Source organism: Marinobacter sp. M-5, assembly GCF_032911545.1.
Lineage (GTDB): Bacteria > Pseudomonadota > Gammaproteobacteria > Pseudomonadales > Oleiphilaceae > Marinobacter > Marinobacter goseongensis.
In genome coordinates this window covers 284,994-310,685 of the sequence record NZ_JAWJEK010000002.1, presented here as the reverse complement: position 1 = coordinate 310,685, position 25,692 = coordinate 284,994, and the positions used below count along the sequence as shown (strand labels likewise).

21 protein-coding genes are annotated in these 25,692 nt (G+C 60.5%); 7 read left to right on the top strand and 14 right to left on the bottom strand.

The genetic code is table 11. From position 1 onward, the window contains the following. Positions 1-62 precede the first annotated feature (62 nt). Both R0125_RS10790 and R0125_RS10785 read right to left on the bottom strand, forming a co-directional pair. Positions 63-560, bottom strand: coding sequence for a DUF6231 family protein (locus R0125_RS10790; protein ID WP_317238172.1), 498 nt, complete (start codon positions 558-560; stop codon positions 63-65). After that, positions 557-1,882 (bottom strand): DASH family cryptochrome, encoded by a 1,326-nt coding sequence (locus R0125_RS10785; protein WP_317238171.1) that lies wholly within the window; start codon positions 1,880-1,882, stop codon positions 557-559. The genes R0125_RS10790 and R0125_RS10785 overlap by 4 nt, the downstream gene beginning before the upstream one ends. 117 nt (positions 1,883-1,999) lie before the next feature. On the opposite strand from R0125_RS10785, the gene R0125_RS10780 reads away from it, so the two are divergent. After that, positions 2,000-3,112, top strand: a complete 1,113-nt coding sequence (locus tag R0125_RS10780) for an S-(hydroxymethyl)glutathione dehydrogenase/class III alcohol dehydrogenase (RefSeq protein ID WP_317238170.1) — start codon at positions 2,000-2,002, stop codon at positions 3,110-3,112. 4 nt (positions 3,113-3,116) lie between these two features. Here the strand turns inward: R0125_RS10780 and R0125_RS10775 are convergent, their stop codons facing one another. Next, on the bottom strand, positions 3,117-4,163 hold the full coding sequence (locus R0125_RS10775) for a peptidoglycan -binding protein (RefSeq protein ID WP_317238169.1): 1,047 nt from the start codon (positions 4,161-4,163) through the stop codon (positions 3,117-3,119). 6 nt (positions 4,164-4,169) lie between these two features. Beyond that, complete coding sequence (locus tag R0125_RS10770) at positions 4,170-4,901, bottom strand: flagellar motor protein MotA (RefSeq protein WP_248183222.1); 732 nt, start codon at positions 4,899-4,901, stop codon at positions 4,170-4,172. Between the two features lie 142 nt (positions 4,902-5,043). On the opposite strand from R0125_RS10770, the gene R0125_RS10765 reads away from it, so the two are divergent. Continuing rightward, complete coding sequence (locus R0125_RS10765; protein ID WP_317238168.1) at positions 5,044-5,496, top strand: thioesterase family protein; 453 nt, start codon at positions 5,044-5,046, stop codon at positions 5,494-5,496. 30 nt (positions 5,497-5,526) lie between these two features. Here the strand turns inward: R0125_RS10765 and R0125_RS10760 are convergent, their stop codons facing one another. Then, complete coding sequence (locus tag R0125_RS10760; protein ID WP_317238167.1) at positions 5,527-6,210, bottom strand: type 1 glutamine amidotransferase domain-containing protein; 684 nt, start codon at positions 6,208-6,210, stop codon at positions 5,527-5,529. A gap of 216 nt (positions 6,211-6,426) precedes the next feature. On the opposite strand from R0125_RS10760, the gene R0125_RS10755 reads away from it, so the two are divergent. Next, positions 6,427-7,809, top strand: coding sequence for a ribonuclease J (locus R0125_RS10755; RefSeq protein WP_317238166.1), 1,383 nt, complete (start codon positions 6,427-6,429; stop codon positions 7,807-7,809). A 93-nt stretch (positions 7,810-7,902) separates the two neighbouring features. Further along, positions 7,903-8,328, top strand: a complete 426-nt coding sequence (locus R0125_RS10750) for a hotdog fold thioesterase (protein WP_248183229.1) — start codon at positions 7,903-7,905, stop codon at positions 8,326-8,328. Between the two features lie 23 nt (positions 8,329-8,351). On the opposite strand, the gene pelG is transcribed toward R0125_RS10750, so the two are convergent. Genes pelG through R0125_RS10715 form a run of 7 tightly spaced genes read right to left on the bottom strand, consistent with a single transcriptional unit; the run spans position 8,352 to position 20,271 of the window. Next, positions 8,352-9,728 (bottom strand): exopolysaccharide Pel transporter PelG, encoded by a 1,377-nt coding sequence (gene pelG, locus R0125_RS10745; RefSeq protein ID WP_248183230.1) that lies wholly within the window; start codon positions 9,726-9,728, stop codon positions 8,352-8,354. Then, positions 9,728-11,266, bottom strand: coding sequence for a GT4 family glycosyltransferase PelF (gene pelF / locus R0125_RS10740; protein WP_317238165.1), 1,539 nt, complete (start codon positions 11,264-11,266; stop codon positions 9,728-9,730). The genes pelG and pelF overlap by 1 nt, the downstream gene beginning before the upstream one ends. Further along, positions 11,263-12,249: a HEAT repeat domain-containing protein gene (locus tag R0125_RS10735; RefSeq protein WP_317238164.1), complete on the bottom strand. Its 987-nt coding sequence runs from the start codon at positions 12,247-12,249 to the stop codon at positions 11,263-11,265. The genes pelF and R0125_RS10735 overlap by 4 nt, the downstream gene beginning before the upstream one ends. Then, positions 12,246-13,589: a PelD GGDEF domain-containing protein gene (locus R0125_RS10730; protein WP_317238163.1), complete on the bottom strand. Its 1,344-nt coding sequence runs from the start codon at positions 13,587-13,589 to the stop codon at positions 12,246-12,248. The genes R0125_RS10735 and R0125_RS10730 overlap by 4 nt, the downstream gene beginning before the upstream one ends. 9 nt (positions 13,590-13,598) lie before the next feature. Further along, positions 13,599-14,126, bottom strand: coding sequence for a hypothetical protein (locus tag R0125_RS10725; RefSeq protein WP_317238162.1), 528 nt, complete (start codon positions 14,124-14,126; stop codon positions 13,599-13,601). Between the two features lie 11 nt (positions 14,127-14,137). Next, a complete protein-coding gene (locus R0125_RS10720; RefSeq protein ID WP_317238161.1) occupies positions 14,138-17,494 on the bottom strand; it encodes a tetratricopeptide repeat protein in 3,357 nt (1,118 codons plus the stop codon). A 2-nt stretch (positions 17,495-17,496) separates the two neighbouring features. Beyond that, positions 17,497-20,271, bottom strand: a complete 2,775-nt coding sequence (locus R0125_RS10715; protein WP_317238160.1) for an endo alpha-1,4 polygalactosaminidase — start codon at positions 20,269-20,271, stop codon at positions 17,497-17,499. A gap of 202 nt (positions 20,272-20,473) precedes the next feature. Between R0125_RS10715 and R0125_RS10710 the strand changes: the two genes are divergently transcribed. Further along, a complete protein-coding gene (locus R0125_RS10710) occupies positions 20,474-20,704 on the top strand; it encodes a hypothetical protein (protein WP_317238159.1) in 231 nt (76 codons plus the stop codon). Between the two features lie 74 nt (positions 20,705-20,778). Beyond that, positions 20,779-21,237 (top strand): YchJ family protein, encoded by a 459-nt coding sequence (locus R0125_RS10705; protein ID WP_317238158.1) that lies wholly within the window; start codon positions 20,779-20,781, stop codon positions 21,235-21,237. A 17-nt stretch (positions 21,238-21,254) separates the two neighbouring features. Here the strand turns inward: R0125_RS10705 and R0125_RS10700 are convergent, their stop codons facing one another. Continuing rightward, complete coding sequence (locus R0125_RS10700) at positions 21,255-21,629, bottom strand: DUF393 domain-containing protein (protein WP_317238157.1); 375 nt, start codon at positions 21,627-21,629, stop codon at positions 21,255-21,257. A 120-nt stretch (positions 21,630-21,749) separates the two neighbouring features. Next, on the bottom strand, positions 21,750-22,940 hold the full coding sequence (locus tag R0125_RS10695; protein WP_317238156.1) for a response regulator: 1,191 nt from the start codon (positions 22,938-22,940) through the stop codon (positions 21,750-21,752). 215 nt (positions 22,941-23,155) lie between these two features. Between R0125_RS10695 and R0125_RS10690 the strand changes: the two genes are divergently transcribed. Beyond that, positions 23,156-25,642 carry a penicillin acylase family protein gene (locus R0125_RS10690; RefSeq protein WP_317238155.1) on the top strand — a complete coding sequence of 829 codons (2,487 nt, stop codon included), beginning with the start codon at positions 23,156-23,158 and terminating at the stop codon, positions 25,640-25,642. The last annotated feature ends 50 nt before the right edge of the window (positions 25,643-25,692 follow it).

Sequence of the window (25,692 nt, the reverse complement as noted above, 5' to 3'; positions counted from 1 at the left end):
ATTTCCGGTGGCAACAGGCCAATGCTGTCGTCTGGTTTTGGACAGATATTTAGGCTGATTTTCTACCACCAGGCTTTTCCCCACATTTCGGGGTTGGCCCAATGGTCAGGGTTATTCCATGCCCGCTTGTGGTTGTAGGTGCTGATGTTATAGGTGTACAGCGTCTGCGCATTGTCAGAGGCAGTGACTTCGGCGTGCCGACGGAATCCGAACCCTATGAAGTCGGTAAACGACCAGCGGACATCGTTCGTCACCAACACGGCGATCTGATGCGTGCCGTAGTTACGGAGCTGGCCCAGCAGTGTTTCGCCGTCGTCGTGGGTCAGGTGCTCCAGAGTATCGGTAATCAGGGCAAGATCCTGGGTCGACGGCAGTGGAAAAGCGCTGTTTGGCTCACTGGCGTTCAGCGTGGTCAGCGAGGCTCCGTCATGATGCCGGCACCAGCGGTGCCCAAGCTCCTCTGCAATCTGGCCACAGGCGACCAGTGTTGACGGCTGGCAGGTGTCAATCAGGCGAGCCAGGGTCGCCTGTATTGTGGGAGTTGCTTCGGGATGACTCATAATAGGGGCCAGTCTGCTGCATCCACGGTATGTAAGCCGACAGGCTGTTCCGCATGTCCGCCCCAACGGTCCACAAAGGTGCCTGTCGGGTCATACTGATGTGTCTGCTTGTCGAGATTGAACTGCCGCAGGCCTCTGGGGTCAGCGCCGACGCCGGCGAGGTATTGCCAGTTGCCGTAATTGCTCGCTACATCATAGTCGATCAGCTGCTCTTCAAACCAGGCAGCGCCGTAGCGCCAGTCCAGGCCCAGTTCGTTGATAAAACAGCTGGCGACCAATTGTCGCCCCCGGTTACTCATATAGCCGGTTTCCTGCAGCTGGTTCATTGCGGCATTCACAATGGGGTATTCGGTATTGCCTTCACACCAGGCTTTGAAGCGGTGACCGTAGAAGGTGGCGTGCCGGTGTTTGCGTTGCACGCCATCCCGGCGAAACAGTCTGGCGCCGTGTTTCAGCGCGTACCAGTAGTAGTACTCCCGCCATAGCAGTTCGAACCAGAGCCAGTAGGTGGATTCGTTTTTCGTTTCCCGTTCTTCATACTCGGTGATCGTTTCTGCCACTTCACGCACAGACAGGCAGCCGTTGGCGAGCCACGGCGAGAATTTGGACGACGCGTCCCAGCTGTCCAGGGCATTGCGGGTTTCCTTGTAGCGGTCGATGCTCTGGTTGCCATAAAGAAATGTCTGTAGACGCTCCAGTCCGGCAGGTTCTCCCCCCGTGAATTTCAATCGGTGAAGCGGCTCTGCGATGAGCGGGCAGTCGCCGCGGTTATCCTCGGGGAAGCCTGGAGGCGGGGGCAGTGCGCTCATGGTGCGTATTCTCAGGCGCTCTGAGCAGCGCTCGCCGGTTTTCTCCACCCGCTTGCGAAACTGTGAAAATGTATCGGGCAGATCTTCCAGCGCTATGGGCAGCGAGCCCTCGGTGAACAGGCTCAGGGTCTCGAACTGTTGGAATACCACGCCGTTAAGCTGATCCCTGATACCTTGCCATTGAGCGGCTTCCTCTGTGCCGGGTTGCCGGGAGCGGATCACCCGATTGATGCGGTATTCGCGGACCAGTTGCGGAATCACCTGTTCCGGCTCTCCGAAGGCGATATGCAGGCGTTGCCCGAGGGGACGCAGGCTGCGCTCGAGAGACATCAGGCTTTGCCATAAAAACCGCCAGCGGTGCTTGCCCATAGCCTTGCTCTGCAGCGGGCCGGGCTTGAACCAGCGCGGGTCAACAACATAGACACAGAGCAGCATGTCCGAGCGGGAAGCGGCCAGTAAGGCGGCGTTGTCGTGTAATCGTAGATCCCGGGTAAACCAATAAAGCGTATTCAAGCGTAGACCTGCCGTGTCCGGTTCGTTTCTATACTGTACGTTTACCATTGTATAAGCGATTATGGGTCGGTGAATTCCGACCCCGAACCCCGTTACCCGAAGTCAAGGAGTCTGCCAGTGATTAAATCCCGTGCCGCGGTGGCATTTGCCCCCAACAAACCGCTGGAAATTGTGGAAGTGGATGTGGCTCCACCCCAGAAAGGAGAGGTGCTGGTGCGTGTTGTTGCCACTGGCGTCTGCCACACCGATGCCTACACCCTGTCCGGTGCCGATTCCGAGGGCAACTTTCCTGCCATTCTGGGCCATGAGGGCGGCGGTATCGTCGAGGCCATCGGCGAAGGCGTCACCTCGGTTGAGGTGGGCGACCACGTGATTCCGCTTTACACCGCGGAGTGCGGCTCATGTAAATTCTGTACGTCCGGCAAGACCAACCTGTGTGGCTCCGTGCGCGAAACCCAGGGCAAGGGCGTGATGCCGGACGGCACCTCTCGGTTTTCCTACAACGGCGAGCCTGTCTATCACTATATGGGTTGCTCCACTTTTTCCGAGTACACCGTGTTGCCAGAAGTGTCGCTGGCGAAGATTCCCAAGGAGGCACCATTGGACAAGGTGTGCCTGCTGGGCTGTGGTGTCACCACCGGCATCGGTGCGGTGCTCAACACGGCCAAAGTGGAAGAGGGCGCCACCGTTGCCATCTTCGGCCTTGGCGGTATCGGCCTGGCCGCGATTATCGGCGCCACCATGGCCAAAGCCAGTCGTATTATTGCCGTTGACATTAACCCGGGTAAATTTGACATCGCCCGTCAGCTCGGCGCCACCGATGTGGTCAATCCCAGCGATTACGACAAGCCGATTCAGGAAGTCATTGTGGACATGACGGATGGCGGCGTCGATTACTCGTTCGAGTGCATCGGCAACGTCAAAGTGATGCGCTCGGCACTCGAGTGTTGCCACAAGGGTTGGGGCGAATCCATCATCATCGGTGTCGCCGGCGCTGGTGAGGAAATCAGCACCCGCCCATTCCAGCTGGTCACCGGCCGGGTTTGGAAAGGCTCAGCGTTCGGCGGAGTAAAAGGTCGTTCCGAGTTGCCCGGTTATGTGGAAAAGGCCAGGACCGGGGAAATTCCGCTGGACGTGTTTATTACCCACAACATGCCGCTGGAAGACATCAATGAGGCCTTCGAATTAATGTATGAAGGCAAGAGCATTCGTACGGTGATTCATTTCTGAGGATTTAACGATCTGTCAGTTTGAGTTCAATCCGCCGGTTTTGTTGTAAAGCGTCGGCTGAAGTGCCGTCGGCCACGGGGAAAAACTCCCCGAAACCGGCGGCCACCATCCGCCGCTCCGGTACGCCTTGTTCGGCGAGGTAGCGCACAACGGCCACCGCCCGGGCTGTGGAAAGCTCCCAGTTGGATGGGAAGCGCGGGGTGTTGATGGGAACCCGATCGGTATGGCCATCAATTCGCAGAATCCAGTCAATGTCGTCCGGAATGCGCTCCACCACGTCCAGCAAGACGCCCGCGAGTTTATCCAGCTCACGCTGCCCCTCCGCGCCCAGGTCGGCCGAACCGGAGGCAAACAACAGCTCCGAGGGCAGCAGGAAGCGATCTCCGACCACGCGAATGTTCTCGTTCTCCGCCAGGATGCGCCGCAACCGCGCGAAGAATTCCGATTGGTACTGTTGCAATTCATTCACCCGCTCTGCCAGCAGGGTATTCAGGCGTCTGCTAATGTCCTTCAGTTCCGCCTCTTTGGCAGCGGTCTGTTGCTCCTGGAGTTCAAGAGCGGCAGCGATCTGCCGGAGCTGGTTCTCCAGTGCGGCAATCTGGTTGGATAAACGCAGGATCATCGCCTGCTGGCTGGCGGAAAGCTCGTCCTTCTCGTCCAGCGCCTGATCCCGGGCTGCTATGGTCTCGTTGAGCGCGGCCAGTTGCTCTTCCTGTCCCTTCTTTTCCGCGGTGGTCTGCATTAACTGGTTACGCACACTGTCAAAACGGCCCTGCAACTGCTGGTTGCGCTCCAGGCTGGCGTCCAGCTGGCTGGCGAGCACGGTGCTTCTCTCTTCTTCCAGGCCCAGCAGGCGGGAAATGTCGTTCAGGCGGTCGTTGAGCTTTGCCAGCTCAAGGTTGCGGTCGGACAGGGTCTGGGACAGGTACAGTTGGCTGACCACGTAGATCAGCAGCATGAAGATGATCAGCATCAGCAGGGCGGACAGGGCATCCACATACCCCGGCCAGACATTGACCGTGCTGCGGCTGCGACGGCGGGAGCCAATCACGGCAGGCTACTCGGTTTGCTGCCGTGGATCGTCAACGTAATCCACCAGATTGGTGACGCTGGTCAGCCATTCTTCGAGGCCGTCGTAGAAACGGTTCTGGGCATGGCCCGCCTGAATATCCATGAAGCCGAGGATCAGCGAACCTCCGAGCCCGAGCAGGGACGAGCTGAAGGCGGTGCCCATGCCCTGAAGCGGCGTTTGCAGGCCCGCCTGCAGATCGGCGAACACCACGCCGAAGTCGCCCTGGTCCATATTGAGGTTGGTGATGACATCGCCCACGGCATTGATGGTGCCGAGTAAGCCCCAGAAGGTGCCCAGCAATCCGAGGAATATCAGCAGGCTGATGAAGTAACGGGTGATTTCCCGCTGCTCGTCCATCCGCGAGTGGATGCCGTCCAGCACCGTACGCAGGGACAATGTGGAGAGCGTAAAACGATCGCGCTTGAATTCGTCGCCCAGCTGGCGCGCCAGCGGTTTCAGCAGGCGCGGCTCCTGCAGCACCGACAGCCCGGCATTGCCGGTGCGGAACTGGGCAATCCAGCGCAGCTCGGGAAACAGAATGATGACCTGGCGGTAGGTCAGAGCGATGCCAATGATCAGCACACCCACGATCAGCAGGTTGAAGACCCAGTTGGCCATAAACGCTGTGGTCAGCGGCGCATGGATGAGAGCGCACACCACAACCACCACAGCAAGGAAGAGTGTCATCCAGAACAAGGTGTGCTTGGGGTTGCTCATGTGCACCGCCTGCCTGTTTGCGAGGGTATGAAAAACATAGCACACCAGCCGGTATTGACCAGCCGCGACGAGGCCACAGGGGAAAACGGTGCCACGATCGGTTAGGCTTTAGCGACACCAACAGCCACAAGAACGAGAGACGATGACCGACACAGCCGACCTGCCGTTCCGCTTCCGATTTCGCGTCCGCTACAGCGAATGCGACGCCCAGACCGTGGTGTTCAACGCCCGCTACGCGGATTACGTGGATATCGCCGTAAACGAGTACATCCGCACCCTGTTCGGGGATTATCAGAATCTGCTGGCTCGGGATCTCGACATTCAGGTGGTGAGCCTGACGGTGAATTATCGCGCGCCGGCACGCTTTGATGATGTGCTGGAGGCACGGATCCGCGCCGGGCGGCTTGGCAACACGTCGTTCACCCTGCATCTGGAGTTTGTGCGGTACGGTGACGCACAGCCGGTCGCTGAAGCGGACATTACCTACGTGCTGATTCAGCCGTCGAAGATGGCGAAAGCGCCGATCCCGGCGGAACTGCGGGAAACGCTGGAGGTCGGAGCCCCCGGCGTGCTGATCAGCCACGCCGGGGAATAGCGGTCAGGAGTAGCGTTTAAAGGGCGGTGTTCAGCCCTCCTGCAATGCCTGCACGACCGCCTTGGCCACGCCTTCGGAGGATGCCGGGTTCTGACCGGTGATCAGTTTGCCATCCACCACGATGTGCGGTGCCCAGTCGTCACCTTTGGAATAGGTGGCGGTGTTCTCCTTGAGCATGTCTTCCAGCAGGAAGGGCACTATGCCGGTCAGGCCCACCGCCTCTTCCTCGCTGTTGCTGAAGCCGGTAACTTCGCGACCGCCAACGATGTTCTGCCCGGGCTTCACTTCCACGTTCTTGAATACGGCCGGGGCGTGGCACACCGCGCCGATCACTTTGTCCTGCTCGTGTGCGGTTTTGATCAGTGCGATGCTTTTTTCGTCATTAACCAGGTCCCACAGTGGGCCGTGGCCACCGGGATAGAAAACGGCATCGAACTGGTTCATGTCCACATCCGCCAGTTTTTTGGTGCTGGCCAGTGACTCCTTGGCATGCGGGTCTTCGCGGAAGCGATGGGTGGTTTCGGTGAGGGCCTCATCGGCTTCGCTGTTGGGGTCGACCGGGGGCTGCCCACCTTTCGGCGAAGCCAGTGTGATGTTTGCTCCGGCGTCCTTGAATACGTAATAGGGTGAGGTAAATTCTTCGAGCCAGAATCCGGTTTTGTGGCCGGAATCGCCCATCTGGTCGTGGGAAGTCAGAACCATCAGAACGTTCATGGAGTCGATCCTTGTGTTGATGGATGAATGGGACTTCGAGTACTGGTTTACTGCCTTGCTTTAGAACTTTGTGGCCAGCGTTCCCGATTTCAACCGTCGAATACGGAAACCGGTCCCGGTCAGATCCTGAAAGGGCTATACTCGGGGCTCAAAACGGATAAAGACCACCGCATCGATCGCTACAGAGATCTGGGGGGGCATCGAACAGGCGCAACCGTGACACCTGACCATAATGACCTCTGGTTTCTGCCTCTTGGCGGCACCGGGGAAATCGGCATGAATCTCAATCTGTACGGTCACGACGGCCGCTGGCTGATGGTGGACTGCGGAGTAACCTTCCCGCGCCCCGGCCGGATCTCGGCCGACGGCACCGTCCACCACACCGGCGAGCCGCCAGTGCAGATGGCCGACCCGGAATTCATCGCGGACCGTCGCGACCAGCTGGCCGGATTGATCATCACCCACGCTCACGAGGATCACGTGGGCGCGGTGCCCTACCTGTGGCCGTTGTTGCAGTGCCCGATCTATACCAGCCGTTTCACCGCCGAGATTCTGCGCCGCAAGCTGGCGGAATTCGATATGCTGCACCGGGTGCCCATCATTGTGGTGGAAACCGGTGAGCAGCGTCAGATCGGCCCCTTCAATGTGCAGTGGCTGGCGCTGACCCACTCAATCCCCGACCCCAATGCGCTGATGATCCGCACCCCCCTGGGCAATATTTTTCACAGCGGCGACTGGAAGCTGGATGACCGGCCCCTGGTGGGCCACGGCTACTCTCCCAAAACCTTTACCGACCTGGCAGACGAGGGCGTGGCTGCGATGGTGTGTGATTCCACCAACGCCACCGTGGCGGGCCACTCGGTGTCCGAGGCGGCGCTCCATGACGGTTTGCTCAAGGCGATTCAGGGTGCGGAGGGTCGCGTGGTGGTGACCTGCTTTGGCAGCAATATTGCGCGCCTGCATACTCTGGCGATGATTGCCCGGGAAACCGGGCGCTACATGGGGTTGCTGGGCCGTTCACTGATCAACATGAGCGGTGCCGCCAAAGCCGCCGGGGTATGGGATACCGCCGATCAGCTGATCAACGCCGCCCACCTCGGTTACCTGCCTCGCCATGAGGTATTGGCAGTGGCCACCGGCAGCCAGGGCGAACCCCGCACCGCGCTCAGGCGCCTGGCCAATGGCAGCCTGCGGGACTTCGAGCTGGAAAGCGGCGATACGGTGATTTTCAGCGCCCGCGCCATACCGGGTAACGAGGACGCCATCAACGCCCTGATTGACCGGCTCAAGGCCATGGGTGTCACCGTCATCACGGCGGAGGACGCGGCCCTGCCGATCCATGCCTCTGGCCATCCCGCCCAGGAAGAACTGGAAGCAATGTATCGGTGGGTGCGACCTAATGTCGCCATTCCGGTGCACGGGGAGGCTGAGCACATGGATGCCCACGCCGACATCGCGAAAGCCTGTGGCGTGCCCCGTTCCCTGGTCGGGCGCAACGGTGATCTGTTCATGATCCGCCCGGTGCCGGGTATTCGCCGTCAGGTGGTGGAGACTGGCCGGTTGGGGTGGGAGAAACACGCGTTGGTGCGGGTGGTCTGAGCTGGGACTAAATTCCAATAGTCGTTCGCTTCCTATCTGGATAGACTGTTGTAAGAATCCAACCACAGCAAACTTTCGGGAGACTGACGCGCAATGGCAATCTGGACCCAAACGCCGAACCTTGAACAGATGATGAAAGCCAGCCAGAACACGGCGGTTCACCACATGGGCATCGAGTATCTCGAGGTGGGTGATGACTACGTCAAAGGCCGTATGCCGGTGGACGAGCGCACTGTTCAGCCGTTCGGGATACTGCACGGCGGTGCCTCGGTACTGCTGGCGGAAACCCTCGGCAGCATGGCCGCCAACTGTTGCCTGAAAGACCCGAACACCGTGGCGGTAGGGTTGGACATCAACGCCAACCACATTCGCCCGGTCAGCAAGGGCTGGGTCTATGGCACCGCCAAAGCCCTGCACATCGGCAGTGCCACTCAGGTGTGGGAAATTCGCCTGGAGAACGAGCTGGGCAAGACCACCTGCATTTCACGGCTGACCATGGCCGTGACCAAGCGGCCCTAGCGCCCGCCATATGCTGCGGGCCGTCAGCGGCCCTGCAGCATGAAGGTTTCGTATTCCAACTGATCAAACTTCCGTGACAGCAGCCAGAGGCCGGTCAGCGCCGAGATCAGGGTGGCGCCGGCAAAGCCGTAACCGTAGAACGATGCCCCCATCTCAATGGTGATCAGCGTCAGCACAATGTTGCTGGCAAAGAACAGCGTACACAGGGTGACGTTGATGCCGCGGGCATCCAGATAGAACAGCACATTCTGGATCGCCAGTAACAGCAGCTGGATGCTGACCGCCACCAGATCGATGTAGAACAGCGGCAGGTACAGTGTGGAGATGCCGATGGCGGTGAGAATCTCCTCCGCCCAGAGGAACAGCAGAATGACCGTCAGCCCCTGCACCTTGAAGATTTCGTAGATGCCATTGCGAGCCACGATCACCATCTGGTCGCGGAAGTCATTGATACGCGCCAGGGTATCGCCTTCCCGCACCGCATTGTAAAAGCGGTCGTAGGCCTCGGAAAAGTCGGTCTCCATTCGCACCAGGAACACTGCCATGCCGGGAATGATCGACAGATAGGCCAGAAAAATCGGCAGATCGTAGATCACTGATGCTCTCAGCATGCCGATAATGGGCTGGGAGGTGTCCGGGTGGAACCAGAAAATCACCTTGTCTGCCCAGACCGCGGCATTGAACAGCAAGCCGGTGAGAATCAGCGCCGGAAAAATCTGCCTGCGTTGGGTAAAATCGAAACGGATAAACGAATCGCCGGGGTACTGGCGGATGATGGTGTAGAAAAAGCTGAAGAACAGCAGGCTGTGGCCGAACAACAGCCCGGTCAGCAGTCCTTCCAGCCCGTAATCGGCCAGGATCAGGGAGCCAACAACCGCGGTGGCATAACCGAGGGTGAACACCACCACAATGCGGCGGTAGGACTTCATGCTCGACAGGAAGATGGTCACCGGCCACAGATTACACAGCACCACGAAGTTGGCCAGCATCAGCAATCGGTACATCACCGATGTGCCCGGCATCAGCCAGATCATGGCAATCACACCCAGCGCCATGGACAGCAACGTAGATACCCAGATCAGTCCCATCAGATTGGGCAGAATGAGAGCGTGGTGGTTGCTGTAAAGCCGGTCGGCCACCCAGCGGGTAAACACGTGCTGGAACAGCCCCGAGAGCGTGAGGGAAATGGCCATCAGGTAGGTCACCGACACCAGGAACTGCACCACCTCCGTGCCCGATACCGCCACTGACAGGCTGATGATACCGATCAGCATGACCCCCAGCACTGACAACACCCAGGGACCGGAGCTGATAATGCCCGCCAGGCCATAGGCTTCCAGCAGGTTGAGAAAGCTGTCCCGTTTCAGGATGCGGCGAAGTTCAAATCCGATACCGGCCATCAGCGGGACGCCTCCGGCGATGCACTCAGGTGCTGGTCATAGATGTTGCGATAGGCGTCGAACATGCTGTCCAGGGTGTAATAGCGCTTCACCCGCTCCAGGCCAGCGGTCTGGGCCTTGTGCCAGAGTTCCTGGTCCGAGAGCAGCCGGATCGCCTCGCGGGCGGTGGCTTCGGGATCGGCAATGGGCACCACCGCGCCACTGGGTCCGAGGGCGCGATCCTCGTCGCCGCTGCCTTCCAGCAGCTCTCGGCAGGCGCCCACATCGGTGGCCAGGCAGGGCAGGCCTGCGGCATGCGCCTCCAGGATTACCAGCGGCAGGGCCTCGGAAATGGACGTCAGCACCATCAGCCCCAGTTGTGGCAGGATGTCGTTGACGTTCTGAAAACCCAGAAATCTGACCTTGTTATCCAGCCCCAGGCTGGTGGCCAGCTCTTTGCACTCTCTGACGTATTCCGCATCCTCATCCTCCGGGCCTACGATCCAGCCTTCGGCCTCAGGCATGACTTCGCATACGCTGCGCACGGCGCGAATGAACGTCTTGATGTCTTTGATCGGCACGACCCGCCCCACCAGGCCCAGCACTTTCGGAGTGGCATAGGGGCGCGCCAGCCGGGCGGCGTTGAAGCGGGCCGGATCTATGCCATTGGGAATGATGCAGGTACGCGCTTCTTCGGCGCCATCCTGGAGTTGCCGCAGGCGGTTGCCCTGATACAACGAGACAATCGGCTGGGCCTGCTGGTAAGCCAGCCGCCCGAGGGCCTCGAAGAAGCGGATCCACAGCCGGCGGATATACCCGAGCTGATCGTCCAGGGTGCCGCTGACCTGGTCCGTCGGGTCACTGATCCACTGAGCCTGGGACAGGTCGATCTTGCGCTCTTTGGTGTAAATGCCGTGTTCGCTGAGGGCGTAGGGTAGCCCCCGCTGCTCGCTGGCGATGGCGCCGAGCAGCCCGGCGTATCCGGTGGAAATCGAATGCAGCATGCGCACCGGTGGCATATTGCGAGCGATTTCTGCCAGCTGGAACAGGGGGGCATGCATTATGCGGATGGTCCAGAAATAGTCGACGAAAGACGGCTCGGTGCAAAACCGCCGATAACTGTCGTCGATCATCTCCCAGCTCTCCTTGCTGTACAGAAAATCTTCCCGGCTGATGCCTTTCTTGTCTCCCAGATCCGCGAACACCTGTTGCAAAACGTGGGCCGGCACTGGAGTGCCGGACTTGAACTGGTCGTGCAGTTCCCGCTGCGCCTGGAATGCTTGCCGGTTGCCCTTGCTGGGCCGCGGCCGGGTTTCGGCGTGGGTGTCCATCAGATAATGACACTCCAGGTGCGTAACGTTGGCAGGCAGTTCATACTGCTGTTTGCCATAGTGCGCACGATCGCCGCCGAGAAAGATCAGCGCAAAGGTGTAATCCGGCAGGCCGGTGATGATCTGGTGTACCCAGGAAGACACACCACCCCGGATAAACGGATAGGTGCCCTCCAGCAGCAGCGCGATGTCGGCCTTGGGTGGCGTCTGTCCGGTGGGGTTGCTCATAACCATGCCTCCATGATCGGCCGGTTTGCAGGGTGGATCCGGTTGCGCGGACAGGTGGCCAGATAGTACCGCACCCGCTGGAAATCTCGCTGCAGGAACGCCACCTCGGCCTGATAGGGCAGGATCACCTCGGCCGGTGACCCGGCGTCCAGGGCAGCGTTAAACGCCGCCTCTGCAGCATCAATATCATTCAGTGCCAGTTCCACCCGACCCAGGAGCCGCCAGTCGTTGTGCTGCGAGCGCCGCTCGGTCAGCTCCAGCAACAAGGTGCGGGCATTGTTCAGGTAGTACTGGCGCAAGCCACCCTGAGCCAGCCCCAGATACGCCATTTCCCACCACACCTGGGCAAGGCGGCGTCGCAGCACGACGCTGTCGATATCACTGGCTTTTGCCATTGCTGCCTGCAGCTTCCGGGCGCGCTCTGCCAGCGTTTTCTCTTTCTGCTCCAGCATGGAATAGGCCAGCAAACGTACGTCGTCGGTGGGGTCTTTCAGGGCCTCGCGCAGAATCTCGATGCCGGTACGATCGTCCATCTGCCGCGTTGCCAGTAGCGCTTTCAGGCGCTTGTCCGGACTCTGGGCTTCCCTCAGCACCTGACGCAGCCCGCCCTCGCTGTAGATAACCTGTAAATCCATGTCGACAGGCTGGAACGGCAATTCAGGGATGTCCATCTCTTGCCAGGGCATTTCTCGGGTGGAGCGGGGCAGATACAGGGCCAGCAGAATGCCCACGAAGACGCCCAGACTGCCGATAAATGGGATGGCAAATTGCAGGGAAAACAGGAACAGAGTGGTGAGCAGCGGTTGCCCGCGATAGCGTGCGGGCAACAATGGCAAAATGACCACGGTCAGGGCCAGGCAGGCTAGTGCATGAGCCAACAGATAGCCGGGCAGTGCGGCCTGCAGGGGCAGGTCCGACATCAGACCGGCAATACCCCCGCTCTCCAGCGCAATAGCGAAAAGAATCAGCAGATTGCTGTTCACCGTTTGGCTCCGTTGTTCAGGAATCGCTGGAGCCACTCGTCGGCCTGTTGCCGGTCGCTCACCAGCAGGCTGTCCTGGAGTGAGAGTTGGTTGTGTAGAGGTTCCCCAAGTCTTTCCCGTAATTCTTCATTGAGCCGTTGCATATAACCGGCAAGTCCCAGCTCGTCGGTCAACGGCATCAGAATTATCACCTGTTGCACCTCAGGGTCGCCGGTTTCCACCACCACATCCAACCCACGCCGGATTTTCCGGATGTGGGTGGTAATGATCGTCGCCTGGTGGGCATCGTGCATTTCCAGAGCCACCAGCGCCGCGGGTAGACCGAACCGTGCGGCGTCTCTTCCAACTCTTGCCAGTTGCATATGGAAATGCCGCCACTCCTGACTGATCGCTGTAGGAACCGATTGCTGCTCTTGCACTATGTCTGCCATATGTCCAGCCAGGATGGCCAACAACCGCAGCGATTTGGGCTGAAAGTTGAAAAACGGCATGGCCTCGATCAGGCACATAGCGATGATCCGGTCTTCGGAATCGATCAACGGAATGGCGGCCAGTAGGTCGGTGTCCAGGTCGTCCATATGTTTGCGATACTCGGTCTGGACCGACACCAGCGACCGTTCCGCAAGCGCATGTGCCAGCAGTGGGTCACTGCTTTTGACCGGGCGGAAGGCACCCACGGTGGCAATCGGTTCATCGCCGAGACGGTGGTTTTTCATCGGGTAAATGGCGGCAATCTGAAGCTGGCCATAGCGCACCAGCAACTGCAGCATCAGACCGGCATTTTCACGGCTCAGCCCCTGTGGGCCAGTATGGGCGAATTCCGCATACAGCCGCCGCAGAGCTTCCCGCAGGCTGCTGGAACTGCCGGCCAGCTGCTGTTCAAGGCGGTCATGGGAGACTTTCAGCAGATAGAAGTTGCGGGTGAATTCCTCGAGCCGGACCTGACGGTAGCGGTTGCTGGCATTGAGCTTTTCCAGTTGCCGTTCCCAGTAGTCGCGGAATTCCCCGGCCAACAGGCTGACCGCCATGATGCCGATGGCCCAGACCACGGGAAAGGCCTGCCCGGCGGAAGTTTCACGCAGATGCAGCCCCAGCCCGCCGATGATCAGCAGGGCGGAAACCAATGCCATAAAGAAGCCGTAGCGCAGCCCCACCAGCAGCGGCGCCAGCACCGGCCATGGAAAGCCGCCAGACACATAGAACGGATCGTCGGGGCGGTTCCATGCGCCGAGCACCACGAAAAAGCCGGTCAGTAGCAGGGTCTCCAGCCACTTCAGCACGCGGGGCACGCCTTCTTTGGCAGAATGGATCTGATTCAGCTTCCCGAACAGGTCGTTCATGGGTACGGGTTACCTGTTTCCGGAAACAAGTGGCATGGCGTTCACCAGCTTTTGCAGCACTTTATGGCCGGCCACGCTCAGGCTTTCGCGCCCCCAGCCGGTGCGGGCGGAGGTGCCGGACCAGACCAGGGTATTGTCTTGTACCCGGCGCACTTCGAGGGTGATGCCGACCGCCGGCTCGCCGTCGAGCCCGCTTTTATAGCGCCATTCGTCCACGGTACCGGTCAGGATGAAGTCGGCACCGTCTCGCGCCGCTTCGTCTGTCGCTTCCCGCTGCCGTTGCCGGCTTTCATAAACCAGCGGATTCTGACCGTCCGGCAGGTAAAGACTGACCTGTTCAGCGCCATTGGCCCGCAGGATAGCGGACAGGATGCTGGCGGCCTGGTCGCCGGCCTGGGGCGTCTGTGACAGGTTGTTCAGTGGCACCACGGCAAACTGGTTGTCGTCGGGTATCGGCTTGCCGTCCTGGCTCTGGATGACGGAACAGCCGGCCAACAGGGTCAGCATGAGCCACAGGGTTAATTGATGCTTGATCATGGGGGTCTCCTTTAATGACCAAAATACAGTGTGTACGTGAGTTTCACATCGGTGCGGGCATTACCATCCAGGTTTTCGGACGACCAGCGCCCGGACAGAGCCAGTTCGTCGTCGCCCAGTACGCGCCACCCAAGGCCGGCTTCCAGATTGAAATCCGGGGTTGAGGTGGACAGCACAAAACCGGTGCCGAGACCCAGGAACAGTCGTGGTGACGGCGTGCTGCGGAACAGTGTGTGTGGCTCGCCGTGGCTCCAGCGTGTGCTGACGCCCAGACGTTCGTATTCCCGGGAAATCAGATCCTCGGGCGTCAGCGGCACCCCGAGCGGTTGCGCCAATGCGGCCGCGGTTTCCGGGGAAAACGACCCGCTGATATCAGATTCCTGATTCCGGTAGCCGGCGGAAACGGTCCAGTCCGGATCACGACGAAACAGGGTATACGTGGCGTTAAGGTCCAGTCCGGTACCTGTTGCGAGGGTGCGGCCGTTCAGTTCGTTGATGTCGAACTGCTCGGCTTGCGCGCTCAGCGTCAGCCGCGAGAACGGCGTATAGCTCAGCGCCAGGTAACTCCGGTCACGGGATGTCACCCACCAGGCCTCCGCAGTGTCCGGTGTGCGCTCGCTGAGGCGATAACCGGCAGTGAGGCTGATCCGGTCGGTAACCGGGCCGCCCACTTCGAGGCCTGCGGTGGTATCGGTCTGGTTGAACCGCTCCAGTTGCCCGGCACTGAGCCACAGCCGCAAGTTGCTGTGATTGCTCTCCAGCTCCAGCCTGCTCTCGTTGTGGCTGTCGGGGCGCTGGTTCAGGCGCCCGCGCCCGCTGGCCTCAAGCTGCCTGGTGGAGAACAGCCAGCGGAAGCGGTCGTGGCTGAACTGGCCGGTGAGTTCGTGTCCGCCGACCGTAAAATTGCCCAGGTTCTGACGGGTATAGCCCAGTTGCAGGGCCCGGTTGTCGTTGTTGACCAGAGGTGCGGGATCGGGATACAGCCGGGCGGTCTCATCACCGCGCAGCAGGCTCTCGGCAGCCAGGCTGCTGTTTTGCTCAATGGCCAGTTGGGCCAGCGCCTGGCGGTAGTCGCCCTCGTTGACATCCAGTGAACTGCTGGCAGTCTGATAGCGGGCGATTTCCTGCCAGGCCAGGCGATCGAGGTGCTCGCCACGATACACGGCCAGACGACTGTTGCTGTCGCTGGAGCCGCTGGTTGACGACATACGTTCGGCAACCTGCTGGCGAAGGTCGCTGGCGGTGCCGTGGGCACCGGTCTGGTCGAGGGCGGAAGCCATGGATACCAGCCAGTTGTCGTCGTTCTCGAACAGCGGCAGGCCCTCGCGGAACCAGTACAGGGCGTGCTCATGTTCACCCAACGCGCTGTAGCCATAGGCCAGAACCGGATAGGTGTTGGCCCCCGGAGAGTCCGCCAGTCGCTGCAGCAGGAGGGGCAGTTCGCCGGGCTGGCGTTCCGGATGGCTGATCAGGAACCATGCCCAGCCGGTGAGGATGTCGTTGTTCTCCGGAGCCAGCGCCGAGGCTCGGCGGAAAGCCGCGGCGGTGGCCCCGGCATCTCCCCGCTGTTGCATCAGCGAGGCCGTCAGCGTCCAGTAACGCGGTGTGTTCGTGACGTCCGGGTCGGCTTTTCGCCATTGCCAGAGCGTGGCCTCCAGTTCGTCGTATTCCTCCAGAATGAGGTGGTATTCCGCGCGGGCAGCCAGGTAGCGTGGCTCTCCGGTGGCCTGGAACCGGGCGTTACTCAGTGCGATGGCGTGGTCGTATTCGCCAAACAGGACGGCCAGGCTGAGCAGCCGTTCCTGTGCGAAGGCATCTTGCGGAATCGGGTCGCGTGCCACGGCTTGTCGGTATTCCTGGCGCAGCACATCGGTGCGCCCCAGCAACACGGCGAGATCCAGTCGCATGGCGGCGGCTTCCGCCGCGATGTCCGGATCCTCTGACTCAAAATTCAGTTGCGCCAGCGCAGTGTCCGGTTCCCGGATGCGCCAGTACAGGTTGGCCAGTTGCAGCCGCTCCGCATCGGTCAGTGATTCAGAGCGTTCGAGCAACTCGATGGCTTCCGGGAAGCGGCGGCTGTTGATCAGCAGGGTCAACTTCCGCGCCCGGAGGCTCGAGGCATCAGGATGTCGGTCCAGCCCCTCCGCCAGGCGCCGTTGTGCGCCCTCGAAGTCGCCAATGTTGATCAATGCGTCGGACAGCAGGCTGTAATCATCCGGTCGCAGCCGGTTCGCCGCCGCCTCACTGGCCAGAACCGATGCCAGAACATCCCAGCGGAACAGGCTGCTGGCGAGGGCTCTGATGCGTCGGAAGGCCTCGGCGGAGCCATACCGGTTGTAGATGGATTGCCAGGCACTCAGGGCTTCCGCGGGGCGATTGTTCCACTCCAGTACCCGGGCCATCTGTTCCCGGTCCGTGCGGCTCAGCTGTCCGTCGATGGCTTGCAAGCGGCGCACGGTGCCCAGCGCAGCCACCAGCTCGCCCTCGCCCAGCTGCAATTGCAACAGCGAACGCTGGGTCTCTATGTCGGTTGGCTCCTGCCGCGCCCGCTGCAGCAGCCAGCGACGGTACTGCCGGTCGTCACCGGCCAGCCGGGCAAGCTCCATACCCCGGGCGAGTTCTCCGCTCGTCATTGGCGGCGACGCGAACGCCTGCCGGAACAGATCGAGAGCACCGGTGGCGTTGCCCGCCGCCAGTTCAAGGCGAATCAGTTCCGAGACGATGGGCGCTCGCAGGGGTTCTGATACCTCTGGCAACACCTCCCGCAAGGTTATGACGGCCAGAGCGGGGTCGCCCGTTGCCTCTTGCCTGCGGGCAACCTCGCGCGCGATGGCGATGCGGGACGTCTTTGTATCCGCGACATCGCGTAGCGAAGACAGGATGGCGAGGTACTGATCGCCGGTCAGCCAATCGTTGGCCGGCCTCAGAAGGTTTAACATTCGTTCGATGTCGTAGTTTTGCAGCGACAGTTTCTGATAGGTTTCAAACAGGCGCTGACGAACCGCTTCCCGCTCAGGTCCCGGAGGCTCGGCAAACACTTGCTGGGCGATAAGCCCGGTGTAAGTCTCGAACGCCAGAGAGGGAATGGACTCCCGCTCCATCAGCGGCGCCAGTGTCTGTTGCGCTTTGCGGGGCTGGCCGGATCGGGCAAGCATGGTGCCCAGATTGATACGTAGTGATAGGTTGTCCTGATCCGAACGCAGCAGCACCTCCAGGTAGGCTATGGAGAGGCCGTCCGGATTGCTCAGGTAGTTGATGTCCTCAAATATCGCCTGTCGTGGAAACAGGAGATAGAGCGCAGCTCCCATCAGCGCGGCCATCAGCAGGAGTGCCGGCAGGCTGAAAAAGGCCTCTCTGCGTTGCGCCATGCTCAGCGACACTCCATGGACAGCCTAGCTACGCTGGAACGTGCCAGCCGCAGTTGCAGGTCGCTACCGCTCCGGGTGGCGGCGACCCCGGCGGGTTGCGTGACGCGGCAGTTACCACCGTTGGCAATAACCACGTCCAGTGCCTGGTGACCCTGCAGTCCGAGCTCCAGCTTCCAGCCGCCAGTATTCCCACTGCGCTGCCAGTGGGTAATGACGGCGTTGGCGTTAGACAGATATGGGCCCTCCGGGCGGGCGTCGCTCAGGTGGAGCACGGGATCCTTGCCGGTGAGGTGAACGAAACGCACGCCAGCTGCATCATGGAAGCCTGCCACGCCGCGGCTGTGCTCGAGATCGGGAAACCGGTCGGCGGCGACGCGAACGGTGCTGGGAGCGCCCAGCCCACGCCAGCGGTATCCGCCCTGTGAATCCTGCTGCATTACCGAATAATACTGGGTCTGAACCCGCCTGGCGTAGTCGCTCAGGTACAGAGGGGTCACGGGCTGCGCCAGGGCGTAGCGGTAGATTTCCTCCAGGGCATTCAGGGCTTCCGGCTTGGTGCCCGAGTAGAAGTGATAGTAGATCCCCATGGGCTTCAGACGGCCGCGGTCTTCCAGCAGGCGGAAGGTGTCGATCACGTAGCGAAAGCCATAGTATGGCCCGGTCCACTGATTGGTGTAGACGTTTTCATTCATCACCGGTGCGTAGATCTGCAGCTCGTCACCGACCGGTCTGGCATCGGGCCAGGTACCGGCCAGCTCGGATGCGTAAGGCAGCGGGTGGGTGTCGCCGCCGTTGACGTTCAGCAGCCCCGCTTCACGAACCTTCCGCAGCGCTTTTGGGCCCGGCCGCGCATCGCCGGTCCACAGGAATACCGACACCGGCTTGTCGGCCGGGGCCAGCTCCCGGTTGATGTAGTCCACCGAGCCGGCAATCTCACGGTCCAGAGACACCTGATAGTCGGGAATGTTCATGAAGTAGCCGTAGAGTGTGTTTTCCAGGCGGGGCGCCGGACCACCTTCCAGAGCCTGCCAGAAGAACGGGTGGCTGTAGGAGTGTGAGGCCACCTCGACATTGTCGAGGCGCAACATGGCGCGGGCGTTGGATTCCGCCTCGTCACTGACGCCCGGATAGAGGCCGTTGGGTGAGGTTTCCCCTTCAATGACTGAAACGGTATGAGGAATGGTGAACCGTTGCAGTATCTTGTCGGTGATCACCGCCGCGCTCAGCGGGCTGCCGGTGAATTCACCACGGGAAACCAGGCCGTCACCGTCGATGTGGGCGGTCAGAATGCGCCGCCCGGCCTCCGTGGTGCTGTCGATGGCGGGGATGCCGGGGTTGCCGAGCGCCTCACTCAGGAAGGCAAAGGGATCGAAGAGCCAGTAGGCCTCGTCATCCGGGCCCTGTTCGAACAGAAACGGTGCCAGGGCCACGCCACCGCCGGAGAAGGTGTACACCGGGTGGAACTCGCGGCCGCGGGTGTCGGTGGCGGTAAACCAGCTTTGGCCGCCGTCAAGCACCGGGAGTGCGGAAGTCGGTGCCTGCGGCAGGCGCCGACCCTCATAGGTGGCGACAGAGGGCGCCCGCTCCGAGAACGTGAGTGGGGTGGCCGGCAGGGCCAGGGTGTTGGCGCCCAGCAGTTGACGGCAGGACGTTTCGGCCGGCAGCAGGCCCAGGGACACAACGGGCAGTCCTCGCTGTTGCACGCCCTTCAACCAGCCGCAAACGGCGCTTTTGGTGCCAGCGCTCTCCCACCACAGAACGACCCCCAGGTATCGGTCGTTGGTGGGCTCGTCCGGTACCGTCTCGCGGCTCGATCGATAATGAGGGACCAGGCCCATGCGCTCGAGAACGATGCCCAGGCGCCGGTGTGCACCGCTCTGATCCATTCGGCTCGCAGGTAGATCGTGAATCACCAGCACGTGTCTCGGTTGCACGGCGGGCCGGGTCGGGCTCAGGCGCGTCAGTTCCGGGTTGCTGACAACAGGCACCAGGCCATCGTCGCGCAGTTTGTCCGCTAACGCCGCCGCGCGCGTCCCATCCTTCACATAGTCGATGGCAATCAACGGGATGTCCGGTCGTGTCTCGCGCCAATAGGCGAGCTGCGTATCCAGCCACTGGCGGTCCTGATCGGATACGCTGTAGTACTGCCGGCGGCCTGGGTCGTAGCCCTCGCGGTAGGACTCGAAAGCAACACCATCCACCAGGTCGTCCATGGCGCCCTGCAGATGAAATCCGCGATTGAGAACGACCCGGGCGCTGGGGAAGCGGGCCTTGATGGCGCGAATGAGGGTTTCCTGCCCAGCGACGAACGCTTCAGGATCCGCGCGGCCCGCCTCTGCAAGGAGGTGGCTGTCCATGGTGTCGAGAAATACACCCCGGAAACCCCGCGCCATTGCCGGTGCCACGATGTTGTCGATCAGGAACTGGCGCACATCAGGGTTTCGCAGATCGAGAACGGTGCTCTTCCAGGCAGTGTTTTTCCCGACTTTCCATGACGGGCTGATCTCGGAATACAGACGGTGGCTTCGTGCCATTTCCCCGATACTGAAATAGGCCAGGGGCAGGGTGTCGCCCTGGGCGAGCAGTTCCAGTCGCGCATCGGATACCTGATCCTGCTGCAGGACCAGCCAGTCGTAGGCGTAGAGCGCGCCGATCGGAGCCTCATCACCGTAGTAAAAGCCAATGTTGTCGGGCTTTGGAGTGATCTCATGGGCGATGGCCAGTGAGAGCGGTAAGAACAGCAGGAGCAGGCAGGGTAGCAGGCGTGGTAAAGGCATTATCGACCGTTTGTCAGGCGCAGACCTGTAGGAGGATCTGCTTGACGTCCTTGGTTGATGTATTGATGAGCGGGATCGTAGAAAACCTTGAAAGTTATGGCTATGGTCTGGCTCAATGCGATTATACGGGCAAAACTCCAATAAGTTTCATGAACAGACAAAAACGTCTGTTTTGCCGGAAAACGGTCCGGAGTCAGAGGGTATGACGGGGAAGAGTTCATCGGTGTCACTCTGGGGTCTGGCGCTGGTCGCCGGTCTTGCCCTGGGTGTATACACGCTGGCGCTGGACACCCTGTCGGTGATGCTCAATGGCGTGATGCCCGAGTTCTACAGCCGCAGGAACGACGCATTTGAATGGATTCTGGCCTTGCTCATCAACCTGCACGCGCTCTGGCTGGCGTGGCTGTGGCGAAAGAGCCGCTTTCGTATGTAGCTGTGGGCGGGGTAGCCCGGTGGTGATGCTGGTACACTGGGCGCTTCCGGAACTGACCGAACCCCAAGGCGCAGATGACAGAACATTCCGCACAGACTGATTGCCCGTGTGGCAGCAAAACACTCTATCAGCAATGTTGCCGGCCCTTGCATCGGGGGCAGGCGGCGACCTCGCCAGAAGCGTTGATGCGCTCCCGCTATACCGCCTTCGTGCTGGGGCTGGCTGACTACCTGCGCGCCACCTGGCACCACAGTACCCGGCCGGACACTCTGACACTGGATGACACACCGGACTGGGTCTCATTGCGGGTGCTTGGCAGTCGTCACACCGGTGACGCCGGCACGGTTCACTTCCGGGCGGTTTACCGCGCGGGGAGCGGCTGGGGCTGTCTTGAGGAAGCCTCGGAGTTCGTCCGGGAGAACGGATACTGGTGCTACCTGCGGGGCGATACCCGCGAAGGGCCGTTGAAACCGGGCCGTAACGACCCGTGCCCCTGCGGCAGTGGCCTCAAATTCAAGGTCTGCTGTCTCTAGTTCGTTCCGCTCGCGGCTCAGCCCGGCTCGCCTGCACTGCAGACCGTGCAGGCGTATTTACGGTCGTAGCGACGATCAGCCCAGCGTTCGTAAACTTTGCGCGCGACGTGGAAGACACCGGGCCACAGCAAGGGTTTGAACACGAAGCCCACCGGTGTGTGTGACCAGGCTCGCACGTTTGCGTGCAGCCCGGTTACCCATTCGCCGGTCCACGTCATCAGGTGCAGTCTGCGCAGCAGCAGCTCTTTCTCGGGGAGGGCGTCCAGGGCGGTCTGCTGATGGATGTCTGCAAAGATCAGATGGCCTTTCTGCAGCTTTCTGAGGGTGGCGATTTCCCTTGCGCAGAGCGGGCATTGTCCGTCATAAAATAGGGTGTCGTAGCGGGGCTCCAATGAGTCCTCCAAGGGCTGTAGTCAAATATGCCAGGATTGCGATAGACGAATGAGTTGAGTAATACGGTGGGCTACCGCGTCCTGGATTTGAGTCCAGCGAAATGTTGGATAGGAACCGAGCTAGTAGTCATCAGACTCGCTGATCGTTTTGCTTTCCAGCAGCCCTCTCAGCCGGCGGGACCTTCTGGCCCTCGCAAACACAGTTGCAGTCAGATAGTCCGTATCGAACGGCTTCAGGATATAATCGTCGCCGCCAAGCGCGACGCTCAATGTTTTTTCATCCCGATGAGTTTGCGCCGTTAAAAATACGATAGACGTGGGGTCAAATTGTCGGTCTTCTCGCAAAATACCGGCAAGCTCTGTGCCCGAGATGTCGGGCATAAAGATATCGAGAATGATGACATCCGGCTTAATTTCGCGAGCGATCTCGAGGGCTTTCATCGGTTCATCGGAAATGTGCACATCGAGGCCGACGTGTTCCAGGTGCAGTTTGGCTGTTTCCAGCACGATCTGATCATCGTCTACCATCAGCACCCGGTATTTCGGTCCCTTTCTGCGCTGTGCGAACTCACAAGCAACGTCGATCAATTGAGTTTTACTGACCGGTTTGACCAGGTAGCGAGAGGCGCCCGCCCTCAGCGCTGCGAGTCGGGCAGGCGTATTGTCATGGATCGAGAAGAACACGACCGCAGGCAGTTGTCCGAGTCTGTCCCGCAGTTGCCTGATTGTATCGGGCCCGGCGACCGGGTTCTTACCGAAGGCAACGTCCATCAAAACCATGTCCGGTGTGGGTAAGCTTTCAAAGGTGTCAAGGTATACCGAAGATGACAGAAAAACCTGTGCATCGAAGCCAGCCTCGGTTAGCCAGGTCAGTATTTCATGGGCCACTAATTCGTTGTCCTCAACGATGTGAATCATGCGAGTTCCCTGCCTAATCGGTTTCGCCACGTCGGGGGCTGGCCTTCTGCTGCAATCACGCATTGTGCTGACCAGGGTCACCATCAGATCTTTTTTGGCGCGAGCGCCCAGTGGGTGCGCGTGCCAATGCTCTGCGAGTGACAGAAGTTGTCGGGCTGCGGCGGAGAGGTCTGCCAGCCCGAGGGTGCCTGACGAGCCGGCCAGTTTGTGGGTTTCTTCCGAGAGCTGGGTAAGGGTTCTGTCAAGTATAGCGAGGTTTGGTGGTGCGCCATCCACTGGCAAGGTTTCTGTTAGCGTGTCCAGGCGTTGAAAAATCTCAGGCAGTTTGCTGATGTACTCTGCTCGCAGAGCCTCCAGGCGCGCCCGGTGTTGGGGGAAGTGTGTTTCGGCCATCAGCGTTTCTCCGGTAAAGAGAGTTTAGTGAGGTTTGAATCAGTTTAGTTAAGGCGTTACAAGCGCGCTAGCGAGGGGCGGTCTTGCCGTTTAGGCCAAAGAGTCCGTTTGATTTGTGAATTCCACGCCTTCAGGGAACTCTTTTTCTCTGCCGATCGTTTGGTAACAACAAGGCGTCAGCTTTGTAACCAACAATAACAACGACGGATGAAGCCATGAACAATAAACTGAAACTGGGCGGGATTGCCGTGTCTGCAGTCCTGCTTGCCGGCTGTCTGAGCAGCGGTGGCAGCGACGGCTCCGATGCCCCGGCGCCGGTGGTTGGCGGCAATGAGCAAGTCTTCAAGGCAACCCTCAAGCGTACCGCCTTCGGCATTCCCCACATTGAAGCCGATGATTTCGGCAGTATGGGGTACGCCTACGGCTATGCCCAGGCCGAAGACAACCTGTGCCTGCTGGCGGAAGATACCCTGACCATCCGCGGATTGCGGGCCCGCTTTCTTGGGGCCGGGGGTAACTACCAGATACCCTCCAATGGCGCCACCACCACTAACCTGAATGCTGACTTCTTCTGGCGGGCAACGGCGACGGACGACGCCATCCAGCCCCTGAAAACTGGCAGCGACCCCGAGGTGGGCGAGGCCTCCCGGGGCTATGTGGCCGGTTTCAATCGTTATCTGCAGGAACTTCGCAAGGGCCAACATCCCGGCCGCCATGAGGCCTGCCGGAATGAGCCGTGGCTGATGCCCATTGAGGAAGATGACATGTACCGTCGCTATCTCCGCCTCGCGGTGCTGGCGTCGTCATCGGTGTTCGTGGAAGGCATTGCCACGGCGCAGCCGCCCGCGACCGACGTACCGGAACTGTCGGCTGACGCCATTCTGGATGCGCTGGCTGACCTCGGCATTGAGGATGGCGGGGCCCTGCCGTTCCCTTTTGACACCGAGCTGCCCATCGGCAGCAACATGTACGGGTTGTCGGCCGGTGCCAGTCGCAGTGGTGAATCCCTGCTGTTCGGCAACCCCCATTTTCCATGGGAGGCCACCGAGCGCCTGTATCTGGCACATCTCAAGGTCGGGGACGATACCGAGATCATGGGAGCGGCGCTCTATGGCCTGCCGGCGGTGCTGATCGGTTTTAACGAGCATTTTGCCTGGAGCCACACGGTCTCAGCGGCCTACCGTTTCAGTTTCTACGAGTTGACGCTGAATCCCGCCGACCCCACCCAGTACCTGTACGAAGGCGAATTCGTGGATATGGAGGCCTCGGACATCACCGTGCAGGCGATGGACGATACCGGGGAGTTGAGCGAGGTCACCCGCACCCTGTACCGTTCCCGTTATGGCCCCCTGCTGACCTTTGAGGCGGCCGGTGTGCCGATACTGAACTGGTCCAATCTCAAGGCTTACACTCTGCGGGATGCCAATGCCGAGAATGACCGGTTACTGAACCAGTTTTTCCGCTGGAATCAGGCAGACAGTTTCGAGGAATTCGTGGAACTCCACGGCAGTGTGCTCGGGACGCCATGGGTCAATACCGTCGCCACCGGGCCCGGCAAGCCGGCGTATTACGGTGACCTGACGGTGGTGCCCAATGTGCCCGACAGCAAGGTGCAGGCCTGTACCACGTTACTGTCGCCGGTGTTTGACCTGCTGGCTCCGGGCCTGCCGCTGCTGGACGGCGCCCGTGCCGATTGCCAGTGGGACAATGACCCCGATGCACCGGCAGAAGGCGTGTTCGGGCCCGCCAACCTGCCATCGCTGCAGCGGGATGACTGGGTGCATAACTGCAATGACAGCTACTGGGTCACCAATCCCGCAGAACCACTGACTGGCTTTGCGGCCATTATCGGTGACGAGGAAACCCCCCGGTCCCTGCGCACCCGCAAGTGCATGGAGCAGGTGATCCAGCGCCTCGATGGCTCCGACGGCCGACCGGGCAGTACCGGTTTTGATATGGCCAACCTGCAGGACATGGTGCTTGACAGCTCGCTGCTGTCTGAACAGCTGGCCCGCGAGAACGTCCTGAACGCCTATTGCCCCCTCGGCACGTTGTTGGGCAGCGATGGCCAGCCGGTAGACATCTCCGAAGCCTGCACCGTATTGCAAAGCTGGGACGGCACCCATAACCTGGGGTCTGTCGGCGGGCACATCTGGCGCGAGTTCTGGCGGAATGTAGACCCGTTGCCGGTGGAATCCCCGATCAAATGGCTGACACCCTTTGATCCTGCCGATCCTGTCAACACGCCGGCAATGTTGAACGTCTTCAGCCCATTGATCCAGACCGCTTTCGCGGACGGCGTTAAGGCCATCCAGGATTCACCCATGGCAATGACCGCCGCTATGGGCACGCTACAGGTATCCGGCCTGCACGACACCGCCATTCCGATTTTCGGCGGCGAAGGCTTCGAGGGCGCCTTTACCATTGCCAGCTCGCGGCCGAACGACCTCAGCGATGGCCAGTACAACGTGAACTACGGCAACAGCTACATTCAAACCGTGACCTGGGACGAGGCCGGCCAGCCACTGGCGGAAGGGTTTGTAACCTATTCCCAGTCCACTGACCCGGCCTCGCCCTATTTCAGCGACATGACCGAGGCCTATTCCGGCAAGCAATGGATTCGCTTCCCTTACCGGCAGGCCGAGATCGACGCTGATCCGGAACTGGTGCGTTACCGTCTGGTGGAACTGGAAGGTAACTAGTTGAAATCGCCAATGGGGCGGGCGCCGGAGCCCGCCCCATTGGCTAAGCG